We start from the raw sequence: 16,454 nt of genomic DNA, 5'->3' as shown, positions 1-16,454 counted from the left end.
ATTAAAAAATTCGTGCAAAACATCTAAGCAATTTGAAAAAAAGTCAAAAAACTTCTATTTAAAAGATGTAAAACGCCCAAAAGTATTTCATCGTAAAAAAATGCTTTTAATCTAGTAAAAACGCACTTTATCTAAGAAATATGCATTTCATATGTTGAAAAATATTCAAAAAATATTAGAATTAAGTTGTTTTTTTTAATAAAATGTATAAATTTGCTTCACCCAGATTAACTAAAAACTCAAAAAATGAGAACAAAATCTACTTTATTAATCCTAACTTTTTTCCTGATTACAGGTATTGGTTTCGCTCAAAAAAAAGCGGCATCTAAGAAAAAGAATACATCAATGAATATCATTACTGGCAAGGTTAACATTTCAAAATACCATAACCATGATGAATTAGACCGAATGTCAAAAGGAGAACTACTTGGCTTATATACTGAACGTATAAAAGTTATTGTAAATATACTACCAAATATTGCTTTTGCTACCAAGCCTGGTATTACGATGTCAGATTTAGGCATTCCTGACACTAAGGAAAATAAAAAAGCATTGGAGAACAATGTTGACGCTTCAGTTAGTTACTTTGATAGTACTATTGAATTTCAGAAAACAATTTTACCGTATTCTGATACGAGAGATCTTATTGCAGCAATTCTTTTTTATGAAGAAACTCTAAAATCATTACATACTTATAATGATTATAAAACTGACTAAGTATACTAGTATTAAATTAGTTTAAAATTTAACCTCAACGAATATGTTGAGGTTTTTTTATGCAATCTATTTCCTATTTGTAAACTACAAAATTTAAGATCGCTTACAAATAATGAATTACAAACTCACAAATAATATAATATTGTAAGAAAATTCCTTTTAAAATATCAAAATACTGCATTTCGTCGATATTATTTGCATTTCATAAGTATTAATCATATGTTTGGACATATATTTAAGTGCCCACTTATCTAAACTAAATGAATTTAACCACTATGAAAAAAATTACTCAAATTACACTTTTGTTCTTATTAGTGTATAGCAATGTTTTTGCTCAGCAAGAAAAAGGAATAATTGGCTATGATAATTGGCTAAACCCTTGGACTGAGTTTAAACCAAACAAAGTTGATCATGGTACACCTACTCAAATCCTTAGTGGAAATATTACCAGAGACACAAAATTATATAAAGCAGATACCTATTTGCTTTTAGGTGATGTGTTTGTAACTGATAGCACAACATTAACTATAGAACCTGGTACAGTCATTATTGGTGATTTTGAGACTAAAGGCTCTCTTACAATAAGCAATGGATCTAAAATAATTGCTAATGGCACACCTACAGACCCAATTGTATTTACATCTGGAAGAAGTCTTAAAAAACCTGGTGATTGGGGCGGACTTTTTATACTTGGCGACGCACCAACTAATAAATTTGGAAATGAAGATACTTTAAATTTCGGGTTACAATCTGCTTCAGCAAAACATATAAGCTATGGTGGTAATAACACAGATAGTTATTCAGGAATCTTAAAGTATGTAAGAATTGAATTCGCTGGAAAAAGAACAAAACAATATGGTTATTTTAATGGTTTAACCTTAGCTGGTGTTGGGCAACAAACAATTATAGAAAACATCATGATAAGTTATTGTGAAGGGAATTCATTTAATATTTTGGGAGGAGATGTTAACTTAGAGAAGTTAGTATCATACAAATCTAATATCAATGATTACGAATTCAATTATGGTGCACAATGTAATATTTCAAACTCTTTAGCAATTAGATCTCCTTATGCTTCTGGTTCAGAAGTGTCAAGATGCATCAATACAATAGCATATGATAAAAAAGAAGATATTGATTTTTCTAAAAACCAAACTAGTGTTCAAGCTGAAAACTTAACATTGGTAAATATTAGTGATGATCTTGATTACGATATAAAAATTGGCTTAGTTAACGAAGCCATCTACATTGGAGAAGATACATCATTTACAATTGATAACAGTGTGATTTCAGGTTTCAATCCTGCAGTAATCTTAGATAACAAGATTAAAATAAACAGTGAAAGCTTAGAAAAAATCGGATTTACAAGAACTTATTTCAATAATTGTAAAGGTAACATCTATATTAAATATAAAACGAATAATGAGGATTTAGAAAACTGGTATGGAAATAGAGCGTTTAATAATGTATACTCTAAAGGTCCAGATTCTGAAACATTTATTGATTTAAAAAATTCAAAACGTCCAGATTTCAGATTAAGAATTAATAGAATCTTTGCCGCGAATGATGATAATGACTAATAATCATATAATTCACAAAAAGCTTATTGAATAGAAAATTACAGCCCTAAAATGTACACTACTAAAATTGCATATAAACTATATATTGCATTATGCTTTTTTGTCCTTTTTACCCAAGAACAATTAAATGCGCAAATAGTTATAGGAACGCCTAACTTAGGCTTTAGTCAAGCATGTGCAAGTGAATCATTTAATTCATATAGTACAACTTTTGTGTTTTCTCCGACAAGCTCATTAAACGCATCTAATCAGTTTACGATAGAAATGTCTGATGCTGATGGTGATTTTTCAAACCCAACTCTACTTTATACATCAAATCCTGGAAGTGTTACAACTTCGCCTGCAACATTAAATTTCTCTTTACCAGAAACAACATCTGGTGAAAATTTTAAAATAAGAATTAAAAGTAGTGCTCCAGCAGCTACAAGTTCAAACTCAATGGCTTTTGCTGCCTATTATAAAATTCAAGATGCACCATTTACTATAAATAATCTAGTAGAAACTGCAGCGTATTGTTCTGGTGGAAATTATCTTTTAACTATAGATAATCCTGGTTCAGGCTCAAATGATTCTCCTCTTAATTATCCGTCGCTAACATATAATTGGTACAAAGAAACTGGTCCAACAACATCTATTTTTGTTACTGAAGGTACTACATTATCAGTCAATGAAGAAGGCACTTATTTTGTTGAAACAAATTATGGAACTTGTACGTCTAATTCTTTTTCAAATCGCGTTACAGTTACTGAAGTATCTTCAGGCAATGCTAATGCAGAAATTGTATCTAGCTTAGGAAACCCATTCTGTCCTGGTTCTGGTTATACCACTTTAACAACCTTAACAGGAAATAGTTACCAATGGTTTAAAAATGGAGCCGTAATTCCTGAAGCAACAAACCAAATGTATGAAACTAATGAATCTGGAACCTATGCTGTTCAAGTGGATTTAGGAAATTGTTCTGCTACTGGCGCAATTGAACTAGTAAGCGAATTATTTGATGCTACAATTAATGTCACAGAAGACAACATTATTGAAGAAGATGAAAGCCTTTCAGTATACTTAATAACAACAGCTAATTCTCCAGAATTTAAATGGTATTTAAATGACACTATAATTTCTGATGCGACTGTAGATAATTTTGAAGTAACTGAATTTGGTAGCTATAAAGTAATTGTAAGTGAAACTTCGGGTTGTATTGCTTCTAAAGAATTCACATTCGAAGTTAACGAAGCTTTTGACCCTTTTCCAGATGTAGAAAAGATACCAAATGTTGTAAGTCCTAATGGAGATGGATCTAATGACACTTGGATTATTCCAACAAAATATGTCAACGGAACTGACACTAACGTATTAATAATGACCAATAGAGGGAAAATCGTTTTGCAAACCGATAACTATCTCAATAACTGGCCAGAAAATGAATTAAATCTGACTAACATAAACCAAGTGTTTTACTATGTGATCACCACATCAGGCAATGAAACTAAAAAAGGCTCAATAACAGTAGTAAGATAATATGAAAACACATCTTTTGGTTTTAGTATTATGTATCTGTTCTATACAGATGTTCTATTCTCAAGAAGATGATGGAGTGGTCTCACTTAGCCTACCAGTAAGAAATTCTTTAACTTTTAATCGCTTTGTAATCAATCCTACGTTTAGCTTCGTAAGAGAACAACACAAATACATTAGTCTTTATAATAAGAAAGAATGGGTTCAATTTGATGATGCTCCTAACACGTATTTAGCGAGTTATTCAGGACGATTTGGTGAAAATATTGGTGCTGGACTTGGACTTTTTCAACAAAACTATGGCATTCTAACAACTTTTGGTGGCACTGCTAACTTTGCTTATAATGTAAGATTAGCAAGAGAAAGCAATCTTACTTTCGGACTAAATATTGGTGCTTATAAAAGTGGTGTCAATTCAGGAAATATAGTCACAAATGTTGATGACCCTTCACTACAAAATATTCCAGAAAACTTTTTGCTTACTATTAATCCAGGAATAAATTATGGCTTGGCTTTTATAGATATCGGACTTTCAATTAACAATTTAGCTGTTTATAATTTTAATTCATCAGAATTATTACAAGACAATCCAGAACAAGGGATTCAAGCTCATGTAATGTATACAGGCTATGTAAACAGTAGAGGTTTCTTTGATGAAGCTAAATTTTCTGGTCTTTTAAAATCTGAATTAAAAACAGATGAAACTATAATTTCTGCTCAAGCAATGCTTACCGTTCCAAAAGGAATATGGGCTCAAGTTGGTTATAATACTGTCTTTGGAGTTTCTGGTGGAGCTGGTATAAACATCACTCCTCAAATTGCTATTGAATACAATTTTGAAAAAGCTATTGGAGATTTAACTGACTTTGGTCCTTCTCATGACATTACACTTGCCTATAGATTTAAAAATAGAGATAACTACGACTATAGTAGTGGTGATGAAGTTGCTGGATTAATTTCGAAGAAAAAAAGAAAACCAGTAGTTTCAAAAAAAACGAAAGAAAAAGCACAGGCAAACCGAAAATTAGCTGCTGAGAAAAAAGTGCAGCAAGAAGCTGATGCGCAAGCGAAATTACTTGCAGAACAAAAAGCACAACAAGAAGCTGATGCGCAAGCGAAATTACTTGCAGAACAAAAAGCGCAACAAGAAGCTGATGCTCAAGCGAAATTACTAGCAGAACAAAAAGCGCAACAAGAAGCTGATGCTCAAGCGAAATTACTAGCAGAACAAAAAGCACAACAAGAAGCTGATGCGCAAGCGAAATTACTTGCAGAACAAAAAGCACAACAAGAAGCTGATGCGCAAGCGAAATTACTTGCAGAACAAAAAGCGCAACAAGAAGCTGATGCGCAAGCGAAATTACTAGCTGAACAAAAAGCGCAACAAGAAGCTGATGCTCAAGCGAAATTACTTGCAGAACAAAAAGCACAACAAGAAGCTGATGCTCAAGCGAAATTACTAGCAGAACAAAAAGCACAACAGGAAGCTAATGCTCAAGCGAAATTACTTGCAGAACAAAAAGCGCAACAGGAAGCTGATGCTCAAGCGAAATTACTAGCAGAACAAAAAGCGCAACAAGAAGCTGATGCTCAAGCGAAATTACTTGCAGAACAAAAAGCGCAACAAGAAGCTGATGCTCAAGCGAAATTACTTGCAGAACAAAAAGCGCAACAAGAAGCTGATGCTCAAGCGAAATTACTAGCAGAACAAAAAGCGCAACAGGAAGCTAAGGACGCATTAATTACAAATCCAAAAGATGAACTTGGTAAATCGTTGTTATCGATAACACAGCAAACTGAAGATGCAAAAAAATCCCAAAATGACTTATTAAAGCAATTTGATGACATTGTTGGAATTAAAGACAAAGATCTTAAAGATTTAAAAGAAGAAAATGATTTAGGTGAGCAAGGTATTGCTGTTCAACCTAAGCCGTTTAAGAGTATTACTGCAGAAAATAATGCATTAAACACAATCAAATCTAATTTAGATAAAATCATTGAAACTAGAAATAAACAGATTGATGATTTACAAGAATTATATGATGACAACTTTGAAACTGATACCCTATACAACGATGAAGTGTATTTACACTACAGAAAAACTTTAAAACGACTAAAAACAGAACAAACTGAAACAATAGCAATTAAGTCACAATTAGAAGTAAGACTTGAAAACATTAAGGTCGCTACAGAATTTGAGAGAAGACGAAGAATTAAACGTGCAGCATTTGATAATGAAGATGAGCGTTATATACAAGATAGATCAGCATTACAAAACATTAAACAAACAACAGTTTTAAGTAGTACAATACTAAAAGAAGAAGATTTTGATTTTGGAGAAGAACAGAGTAGTAATATTCAAATTCTTAAGAATGTAAAAAATGTTGAAAATGGCTACTACTTAATAATAGCAGTTCACACAGATAAAAAGAAAAGAGATGACTTTGTAACGAAAGTAGTTGCATCTGGAAGAACAAATGTTGACTTCTTCTATGATGTTAACACAAGTGAATATTACATCTATTATGACAAATTTAATAGTATTGAAGAAGCTAATAGAGCAATGAACACTAAAGGAAACAGACCATATAATACAAAAATGTCCCTCGTGAAAATTGAAAATTAAAAAGAATTATTAAGGCCCAATTCTCTTTTTAACACTGCCCTTGTTAGAAATAGGATTAAAAAAAATTAAGTATCATGAAAAGACCTACATTTTCTAGAATCGCCATAATCGTTATGCTATTATGTTTTGGCCTTCAATTACATGCACAGAATTATGAACCTTTTACACCTAGATTCAATCAGGATTTAAAAGGTGATATTGTTCTCATTGGCAACAATATTCTTGGACCAGATAATAATGCGTTCAATAACAACTCAGTATATAATCATCAAGTCGATATGAGATATATTGATATTGATGGAGATGCTTCAACATTTAGTTCTTCTAGTGCTGATTTAGAAATTCCAAATCCGAATTGTTACCGAATAATATATGCTGGTTTATATTGGGGCGCAGTAAACCCAGGAACTGCACCAATTACTGATATAAAATTTCAAGGACCAAGTGGTGGTTATAACGACATTCAAGGAACAATTATTTATGATGCTAACGGAACATCTGTAGATGGTGGAGATAGTTTTTCTTATGCTTGTTTCGCAGATGTAACCAATATAGTTACAAGTTTTGGCTCAGGTGCCGATTTAGGAACATATACAGTTGCAAATGTTTCGTCTGAAGAAGGTGAAACATCTAATTTTAATCCATATAATGGTACTGGTCAATCTGCTGGATGGTCACTTTTTGTAGTATATGAAGATCCGACATTGCCTGGAAAATCAATTACAAGTTTTGATGGCTTTAGTGCTATTAGCGTTGCTGGTGGCAATCCAAATTTAGATATACCTGTGGATGGTTTTAGAACTGTTCCTGCTCCTGCTCCAGTAAGAGCAAATTTTGCTTTCGCAACTTTAGAAGGAGATAGTCCAATATTAGGAGATCGATTACGCCTAAATGGTATTAGTTTATCGACTGCAGATCGACCAGCTTCAAACTTTTTTAATAGTTCGGTGACACAATTGAGTGCACTTCCAGTAAATAACAGAGTTCCAAATAGTACAAACACCTTAGGATTTGATACTGGTGTTATCGCAATTCCAAATCCTGGAAACTCAGTAATTGCTAATGATGCTACCTCAGGAACCATTCGACTAGAAACTAGTGGTGATACATATTTTCCATATTTCTTTGCTTTTGCTGTTGAAATTATAGAACCTAATATTGTCCTTACCAAAATTGTAGAAGATGATGCAGGAAATGATATTGGTGGACAAACTGTAACTCTTGGATCGTCATTAAATTATGTTATAGGTTTTCATAACACAGGAAATGACAATGCTACCAACTTTCAAATAAGAGATATTCTTCCTATAAATATTATTTTTGATTATCCTAGTGACTTGATACTTCCACCTGGAGTAACTGTAGCTAGTTATAATCCTACATCTAGGGAAATTATTTTCGATATCGACAATTCATTAGTTGAAGAAAACGATCCTGTTTATGAAATTCGAATTGAAGCACAAGTTGTGGATAACTGTAATCAACTTGCTGATGCTTGTTCGAATATTATTAATAATCAAGCATTTGCTACATACAATGGATTTTACAATCCTACTTTTCAAATTACTGATGATCCAAGTTTAAGTAGTAATACAGGTTGCTTATTATCACCTCAAGCCACTAATTTTTTGACTGATTTAGACTGTGAATTTATTGAAGACATCGTGTTATGTGGAGATAGTGTTGATTTAACTGCAGCTAATGGTTACGATTCATATTCTTGGTCGACTAGTCCTACTGGCACTCCAGTTATAGGAACAACGCAAACAATTACAGTTACAAGCACAGGCAACTATTATTCATTTAATACAGCTATTGCTCCTTGTCAATCAATTGAACAAGTATTTGAAGTACAGCTTTTTGGTTCAACGACAGAAAACCCTGTTATACCTTATGCAGATGAAGTAGTAACTTGCCCTAATGACGGGAAATTATTGCCTAATATCTTTTTATGTGGCGCAAACGATTCTAGATCTATTGAAACAAACATTTCTGGTGTAGAATCTATAATTTGGGAGCAATTAGATGAAACTAGTTGTGGTGCTGTTTCAAATCCAGATTGTGCCAATGAAAATAACTCTTGTACTTGGGATGAAGTTGGAACTGGTCCAGATTTTTTAGCTAATTCTGCAGGTCAATTCAGATTAACTATCAACTATGAAGGTGGTTGTTTTGTACAATTTTACTTTAATGTATATCAAAATTTACTTGAACCTTCAGTAATAGCAACTGATATTATTTGCACTACTCCTGGAAGCATTACAGTTTATGATGTTCCTTCAGGATATGAGTACAGTTTAGATAATACTAACTTTCAAGCAAGTAATGTGTTTTCAGTTAATACCGCTGGAAACTATACTGTTTATGTAAGACAAATTGGTGTTCCAACCAATCCATGTGTATTTACTGTACTAGATGTACTAATTAGAGATCGCGATTTCACAGTCTCAACAACAATATTGCAACCATTATGCAATGGTGATTTAGGAAGTATCCAATTGGCAGCTAATGATGTGGATCCACAATATTCTTATGCATTGTACCAAGGTGCAACCTTAGTTAATAGTGTTGGTCCAATTTTAGAAAACACATACATTTTTGAAAATTTAAATCCAGGAACCTATACAGCAACAATAGAAACTGAAAATGGTTGCACTTACTCTGAAGATATTACAATTATTGAGCCTCAATTATTAACGGTTACTGCTGCAATTACAATTCCATTAACATGTTCAGAAGGTGAAATCACAATATATCCTGAAGGCGGAACAGCTCCATATTTCTATTTTATAAATGGTGCAACAGATTTTCAAACGGTTCCTCAAATAACAGTTACTACACCTGGAATATATGATATTGTCGTTATAGATGCTAATAACTGTAGTGCTAACACATCAATCACAGTTGATGCTATTCCTGAACCTGTTTTCAGTATTACACCAACAGACATTGCTTGTGCTTCAGCTGTTAATTCAGGTGTCATAACAATCAATGTTACAACAACAAATGGATTTAATATAGAATATAGTATTGATGCAGGAGTGACTTTCTTTAATTCAAATACATTTACTGGACTTGAAGAAGGTGATTATGATGTTGTAATTCAATATTCAACTGGTTCAACAACCTGTGATACAATTCCTCAAACGGTTACAATTGCAGCTGCCGATGCCATTTCTGGAACAGCAGAACTTACAGTAGATTATACTTGTAATTCAAACGGAACTATTACTGTTACTGATATTATTGGTGGTGATGCACCTTATACTTACAGTATTGATGGTGTGAACTTTCAAGCAAGTAATACTTTTACAAATTTAACAGTTGGCACTTATACTATAACGATACAAGATGCCAATTCTTGTACTTCTGTAACTAATGATATTACAATAGACACATTAAATCCTCCTACAGATTTAGATTTTGACAATTCTCCTATAACTTGTCCTACAAATACAACGACAGTTACCATTACGAGTACAACAGGAGGTACAGGAGTTTTAGAATATCAAATCATTGCTCCAACGGCTTACGCAACTCCATATCAAACCTCTAATGTGTTTTCAGGCTTAGAAGCTGGAACTTTCACATTCCAAGTTAACGATGAAAACGATTGTACTTATAGTGAATCGTATACAATAGATCCATTACCTACTTCAACAGTAAATGCGATATTAACTGAAGATTTAAATTGTACTACTTCACCAGATGCTATAATTACAGGAACAATTTCTGGACCTTCGCCATATACGTATGCGGTTTCAATTAATAGTAGTACATATACTTCATTAGGAGCTACTAATGTAACATTTAATTATGCTACTGCTACAGCTGGAACTTATCAATTTGAAATTACAGACGCAAATGGATGTACAGCAGAATCAACACTAATTACGGTAGAACCTATTTCACCTCCAGCAATAAGTTTAGTTGTACAAACACAAGACATATTATGTAATGGAGATACAAATGGCGCAATTGATATTACTATTGATACTTCAGTTGGAACACCTCCTTTTGTCATCAATATTAACAATGATACTACAAGTACGGATTATGGTACACAAACTTCAGGATTACCTGCTGGTGATTATACCATAACCATAACAGATGCAAAATCTTGTACTGCAACCGAAACAATTACAATTAATGAACCTGATGCTATTATATTAGATTATACTACGATTGACATCTCATGTGCTGCTGGAGGCATTTCTCAAGGATCTGTAATTATAAATTCTGTAACTGGAGGAACATCTCCTTATAACTATTTTGTTACAGGTACAAATGGATATTCTAATTCTGAGCTAAACAATACAGGATCTGCATCAGTGAGTTTTGATGTTGTAGATTTTGGGTTATATGAAATTAACATTGTTGATGCTAATGGTTGTTCAATACTAGTTCAAGATGTATTAGTCGCTTCTCCTCCTACTGATTTAGACATTGTTATTACTGCAGCTGTTGATTGCCTTTCTGGTGGTGAAGCTGTAGTAAGTATTGGTTCTTCTTTAAGTAGTTCTGGACCATTTTATTTTGATATTTATCAAGGATTTATTCCACCTCCACCTCCAGCAGGAACATGGATCCCTGAAGATGCCCTTAATAGTGAAACAGCTACATTTACTGGTCTAACTCCTGGTGTTACATATACGTTTATCGTTTATGATGCATCAACAAATTGTACCTATTATGAACCAGCAACAACACCAATACCAACAAATTCAACCTTAACGTTAAATGCTGTAAGCTCCAATAACATTACCTGTACAGGTAGTGATGATGGCAATGTATCTTTTACAATTAACAGTGTTTATGGAATTCCTGTTAATGTTGATTACGAAATATTTGATTCATTAACGCTTGTCACAACAGGTGTCACAGGATCTGGAAGTGTTCCTTCTGGCGGATCATTTACTGAAACCGCTTTAGGACCTCTACCTTTTGGAAATTATTTTGTATCTATTACAGAAACTTCTGGTCCAAACTCTGGATGTGGTGTGGTCACGATTCCATTCAATATTACAGAATCTGCTATACTTTTAGAATTAGCAACCTCTATAGATCAAAATGCAAATTGTAATGCTAATTCTGGTGTGATAAGTGCCGTTGCTCAAAATGGTACAGCGCCTTATTTATACCAAATAACAACGACAACTACTGCTCCACTTGATACAGATCCAGCTTGGGCTTCAGCTAGTGTATTTAATCTGGATTCAGGAAATTATTATGTGCATGTTTTAGATGCATATGGTTGTATTCAAAGCAGTCCTGTTATTGTTTTACCTATGGATTCAACTCCAGTAATTTCTGCAGTTGTTAATAATCTTTGTACTGTAACTGAAGGTGACTTTGAAATAGATGTAACCTTAGACGCAGTAGGTGTTAGTCCATATAGTTTCAGTATAAATGGTGGTGCTTTTCAAACACAAACTGCGCCTTTTACAATTTCAAATTTATTTTCAGGAACACATACTATTGAAATTCAAGATGTAAATGGTTGTGGGAATTTAGTTTCCATAGATATTCCTGCGCCTATCGTAATATCTGCAGAAATCACTTCAATAACTACGTGTAGTAACGATGATGGTGAAATAACTGTAACTGGCTCTAATGGCTCTGGTTCTTATACATACAGTATAAGTCCGAATCCAACTTCAATAAGCTTAACTGGAAACATATTTTCTGGTGTACCTCCTGGACTATTTACAATAACGTTAACTGACGCTATAACATTATGTACAGAAGAAATTACAATATCTTTAGCTGAAGCTATTGCTCCAGTTGTTACTTTAACTCCAACTTCTGTAACATGTTTTGGAGATAATTCTGGTGCTTTTGAAATGAATATCAATGGATATTCGGGAACATATGACTATGAAATTTTTGATAGCTCTGGCACCTCTGTAACTGGAATTACAAATGCAAATACTTCAACAAATCCAATAACCGTTACTGGTATGACAGCTGGAAGTTTCACAGTAGAAATTACTGAAACTGAAAGTCCGTTTTGTATTGTAAGTTCTACTGTAATCATATCATCTCCTACTGAAATATTAACACTAGTAGCTACAGAAACTTCAAATGTAACTTGTGACAATAGTCAAGGAACCATTACTGCAGTTGCAACTGGTGGTTGGGGAACTTATGAATATGAATTAACTGGAGATGCAACAGTTGCCTATTCATCTAATGGAACATTTACAGATTTATCAGCTGGTAATTACATAGTAAACGTTAGAGATACTGGAGGCTGTATTGATTCTGTAAATGTGATTTTAATTGAACCATCTCCGATTGATGCAACATTTACTCCAAGTACAAATACAGTATTGTGTTTTGGAGATCAAAATGCATCTATAACAATAACCAATATTACAGGTGGACAAGGTACTGAATACCTTTATACGCTTAACACCATTTTACCAACAGTTAGTACTTCTGGACCACAAACAACTAACATCTTTAATGATTTAGGTGCTGGAACATATTCTATTTCAATTACAGATAGTCTTGGTTGTGTATTGACATCATCAGATATAGTAATTACTGAACCTACTCCAATTCAAGCAAATTTAGTCACAGCAACAACACAAACCTGTTTAACTGAATCAACATTAACATTAAGTGCTTCAGGAGGAACTGGAATTTATGAATATAGTACTGATAGCTCATTCTCAAGTATAATAGGAACATTTAATTCATCAACAACATTTACTGTTCCTGATGGAACATACCAATATTATGTGAGAGATGTAAATGGTTGTATTACCAATGTCTCTAACGAAATAACAATTGAACCGCTTCTTGACTTAATAATCAATTTAGAATCTACAAATCCTACAATTAACTGTAATGGTGATAATACAGGAAGTGTTTTAGCTACAGCTCAAGGCGGATTAGGAAATTACATCTATACTTTAGAAGATGCAGTAGGAAACGTTATTCCTGCAACACAAGATAGTCCAGGAGTCTTTACAGAATTAATTGCTGGAACTTACATTGTAACTGTAGAAAGTGGTGATTGTGAAACACTATCGTCACCAATTACAATAACAGAGCCTACAGCTCCTTTAGAAGTTGATTTTACAGTAAACAACATTACTTGTAGTGGAAATAATGATGGCGTTTTAGTGATAAATGCAACAGGTGGAACAGGTACAATTCAATATGCTATTTCTCCACAATTGAATCAATTTTTTGAAACTAGTATTTTTGAAAACCTATCTGCTGGCACTTATGATGTTATAGTTCAAGATGCATTAGGTTGTTATATTACTTTCGATTTTACAATTACAAATCCAGAACAAGTAATTCTAAGTATTGTTCCAGATTCATTATTTCAGGAAACCTGTGAAGGCGAAAATAATGGTGAATTTAGTATCGATATTTCTGGAGGAACTCTGCCATACAGTGTAAGTTTAGATGACTATAATGGCACATATACAACAGGAGCTTTAAATCAAACGACATTCGATTTTAATGGATTAGGTGGTGGAGATCATATTGTTTTTGTTCGTGATGCTGAAGGTTGTGAAACGGAATGGAATATTACATTCCCTAATTCTGTAATAATTAATCCAATCGTGGAGATTGAATATTTATGTGAAAACAACACACTTACAAATACAGTTACAGTTTTAATTGATGAAAATGAAACTGACCTTTCTCAATTAGATTATTCGTTAAATGGAGGTTCTTTTCAATTAAGTAATGTCTTTACAAATGTTGCGTCTGGAATTGATCAATATATAGATGTGAGACACACCAATGGTTGCATTGTTACCACAGAGTTGTTCAATATAGAATCTTATCAACCTTTATCGCTTGTGTTAAATGCAGGTGAAGAACCTGGTGAAATTATTGCAAATGCAACTGGTGGAACTGGTATTTACCAATTCTACCTTAATGGACAAGATCAAGGAGATGTTAATGTTTATATCGTGACAGAAGAAGGCAGCTATACTGTAAGAGTTGTAGATAGTGCTGGCTGTGAAGCTATAGCTAATATTAATATTACGGTTTTAGGTCCTTGCATCCCAAATTATTTCACTCCAAATGGAGATGGAACTTCTGATACTTGGTCTCCAGGATGTGTGGAAAATTTTCCAAATCTTACATTCGATATTTTTGATAGATATGGTCGTAAAGTTGCAACTTACAATGTAGGTGAGTATTGGGATGGAAGATATAATGGAACAGAATTACCAACAGGTGATTACTGGTATGTGGTTAACCCAAACAGTCCAATTTTAGATAAACAGTATGTTGGACACTTTACACTTTACAGGTAATGTTACCTAAAGAATTATAAAAATTATAGAAATGAAAAAACTTACACTATATATTCTTTTTTTGGTCGTTACTTCAAGTTATGGGCAAGAATTAAATTTACCTGTTTGGACACAATACTTGGCTGATAACAGTTTTGTTATTTCGCCTACATATGCAGGAATTGGAGATAATTTAAAAATTAGAGCAAACGGATTAACACAATGGGTAGGCATAAAAAATGCACCAGATAATCAATCGGTTTATGCAGATTTTAGAATTGCCAGCCGTTCTGGTGTTGGAATTTCAGCTTACAATGATAGAAACGGAAACACACGCCAAAAGGGAGTGAAATTCTCTTATGCGCATCACCTTATTTTAGATTATACATCAAAACAATTTTTGTCTTTCGGAATCTCATATAACATCAATAGTTTTAGAATTGAAATTGAAGATTTCGACAATGGTGATGGAACACCAATTGTAGATCCAAGTATTACAGATGACAGATCTATTTCTAACAATAATTTTGATGTTGGATTTTTATATCGATATAAAGATTTCTATTTCAGTTTTAATGCGAATAACTTCCTAAACAAAGATCTTGATGACTTTATTGGCCTTGAACCAAGCAAATTATTAAACTATCAAGCGTATACAGGTTATATCTTTTCTCCAAAAAAGAATAATAGTGTAGAATTTGAACCTTCCATTTTTTACCAAATGTTTGATAGTGATAACCGTTCTAGTACTGACGTCAATTTTAAATATAGAAAGTTTAATAGAGATGGAGATTATTATTGGGTTGGTGGTTCTTATCGTTTTCTTAACGATCAATTTATGAAACCTTTAAATGTTGGTCCAATGGCTGGAATTATGAAAAACGGGTTTTATTTTGCTTATGCATATCAAGTGACGATGAATGACCTTTCAGGATTTAATTCAGGTACGCACATGATTACAATAGGTATTGATTTACTTCAAGGTATTAGTGAATGTGCATGTACAAGAGGTACCAGTTATAGAAAGCATAGATATAATGGAACTAATAGATAACTGCTAGTTTTTAATACACAATTTTCAGTTTTTTCACATTCATTGACATTTCTTTTACACTCTTTTGACACTTACCAAAGGGTTCACTTATAGTTTTACTGTTCAATCATAAAAAATGAACATATGAAAACTATTTTTACCACAATTGCACTTTTACTTAGTACTTTTTCAATTCTTAATTCTCAAGAAAAATTAAACATCGATTCTTCAAAAAGCCAACTCAAATGGTTTGGAGAATACACATTTTATTTTGGTGGTCATGAAGGTTATATGAACTTTGAAGAAGGTTATTTTATTAAAACTGATGACGCAATTACTGGAGGAGAATTTATTATAAATATGAACTCTATACTATGTTTAGACATCGAAGATGAAGAAGCTAATGAAGGATTAGTTAATCATTTGAAAGATCCAGATTTTTTTGATGTAGCCAAATTCCCAAAGGCAAGTATGGTAATTACAAATGTTGATTATCATAATTCTAATCACATGAAAATCTATGCTGACCTAACAATCAAAGGCATTACGAAACCGATTTCATTTCAAGCTGAAGTTGATTTTGCTAAGAAACAAATGACTACTAAATTTAAAATTGATAGAATGAAATGGGGAATTAGCTATAATAGCGATATAAAAGATAGTGCCATTTCTGATGCTATTGGTTTTGATGTTAAATTAAGTTTATAACTTTA

7 protein-coding genes are annotated in these 16,454 nt (G+C 32.9%); all 7 read left to right on the top strand.

Annotation, left to right across the window (positions count from 1 at the left end):
* The first annotated feature begins 246 nt into the window (after positions 1-246).
* The 7 genes from MUN68_RS06460 (at position 247) to MUN68_RS06430 (ending at position 16,449) form a co-directional block, all read left to right on the top strand.
* Positions 247-717, top strand: a complete 471-nt coding sequence (locus MUN68_RS06460) for a hypothetical protein (RefSeq protein WP_249994117.1) — start codon at positions 247-249, stop codon at positions 715-717.
* 275 nt (positions 718-992) lie between these two features.
* On the top strand, positions 993-2,297 hold the full coding sequence (locus MUN68_RS06455; RefSeq protein ID WP_249994115.1) for a hypothetical protein: 1,305 nt from the start codon (positions 993-995) through the stop codon (positions 2,295-2,297).
* A 51-nt stretch (positions 2,298-2,348) separates the two neighbouring features.
* A complete protein-coding gene (locus tag MUN68_RS06450; protein WP_249994112.1) occupies positions 2,349-3,812 on the top strand; it encodes a T9SS type B sorting domain-containing protein in 1,464 nt (487 codons plus the stop codon).
* 1 nt (position 3,813) lies between these two features.
* Entirely contained in the window at positions 3,814-6,435 is a 2,622-nt protein-coding gene (locus MUN68_RS06445; protein ID WP_249994110.1) for a PorP/SprF family type IX secretion system membrane protein, read from the top strand.
* Between the two features lie 74 nt (positions 6,436-6,509).
* Positions 6,510-14,729: a T9SS type B sorting domain-containing protein gene (locus tag MUN68_RS06440; protein ID WP_249994108.1), complete on the top strand. Its 8,220-nt coding sequence runs from the start codon at positions 6,510-6,512 to the stop codon at positions 14,727-14,729.
* 31 nt (positions 14,730-14,760) lie between these two features.
* Positions 14,761-15,762, top strand: coding sequence for a PorP/SprF family type IX secretion system membrane protein (locus MUN68_RS06435; RefSeq protein ID WP_249994105.1), 1,002 nt, complete (start codon positions 14,761-14,763; stop codon positions 15,760-15,762).
* 123 nt (positions 15,763-15,885) lie between these two features.
* Positions 15,886-16,449, top strand: a complete 564-nt coding sequence (locus MUN68_RS06430; protein ID WP_249994103.1) for a YceI family protein — start codon at positions 15,886-15,888, stop codon at positions 16,447-16,449.
* Positions 16,450-16,454: the final 5 nt, after the last annotated feature.

This window comes from Psychroserpens ponticola, assembly GCF_023556315.2.
GTDB classification, from domain to species: domain Bacteria; phylum Bacteroidota; class Bacteroidia; order Flavobacteriales; family Flavobacteriaceae; genus Psychroserpens; species Psychroserpens ponticola.
This window is presented reverse-complemented; position numbering and strand designations above follow the sequence as displayed.

Bases quoted from the DNA above. Each gene is read 5' to 3' on its own strand.
- MUN68_RS06440 (WP_249994108.1), top strand. From the start codon at position 6,510: ATGAAAAGACCTACATTTTCTAGAATCGCCATAATCGTTATGCTATTA.
- MUN68_RS06460 (WP_249994117.1), top strand. From the start codon at position 247: ATGAGAACAAAATCTACTTTATTAATCCTAACTTTTTTCCTGATTACA.
- MUN68_RS06455 (WP_249994115.1), top strand. From the start codon at position 993: ATGAAAAAAATTACTCAAATTACACTTTTGTTCTTATTAGTGTATAGC.
- MUN68_RS06445 (WP_249994110.1), top strand. From the start codon at position 3,814: ATGAAAACACATCTTTTGGTTTTAGTATTATGTATCTGTTCTATACAG.
- MUN68_RS06430 (WP_249994103.1), top strand. From the start codon at position 15,886: ATGAAAACTATTTTTACCACAATTGCACTTTTACTTAGTACTTTTTCA.
- MUN68_RS06435 (WP_249994105.1), top strand. From the start codon at position 14,761: ATGAAAAAACTTACACTATATATTCTTTTTTTGGTCGTTACTTCAAGT.
- MUN68_RS06450 (WP_249994112.1), top strand. From the start codon at position 2,349: ATGTACACTACTAAAATTGCATATAAACTATATATTGCATTATGCTTT.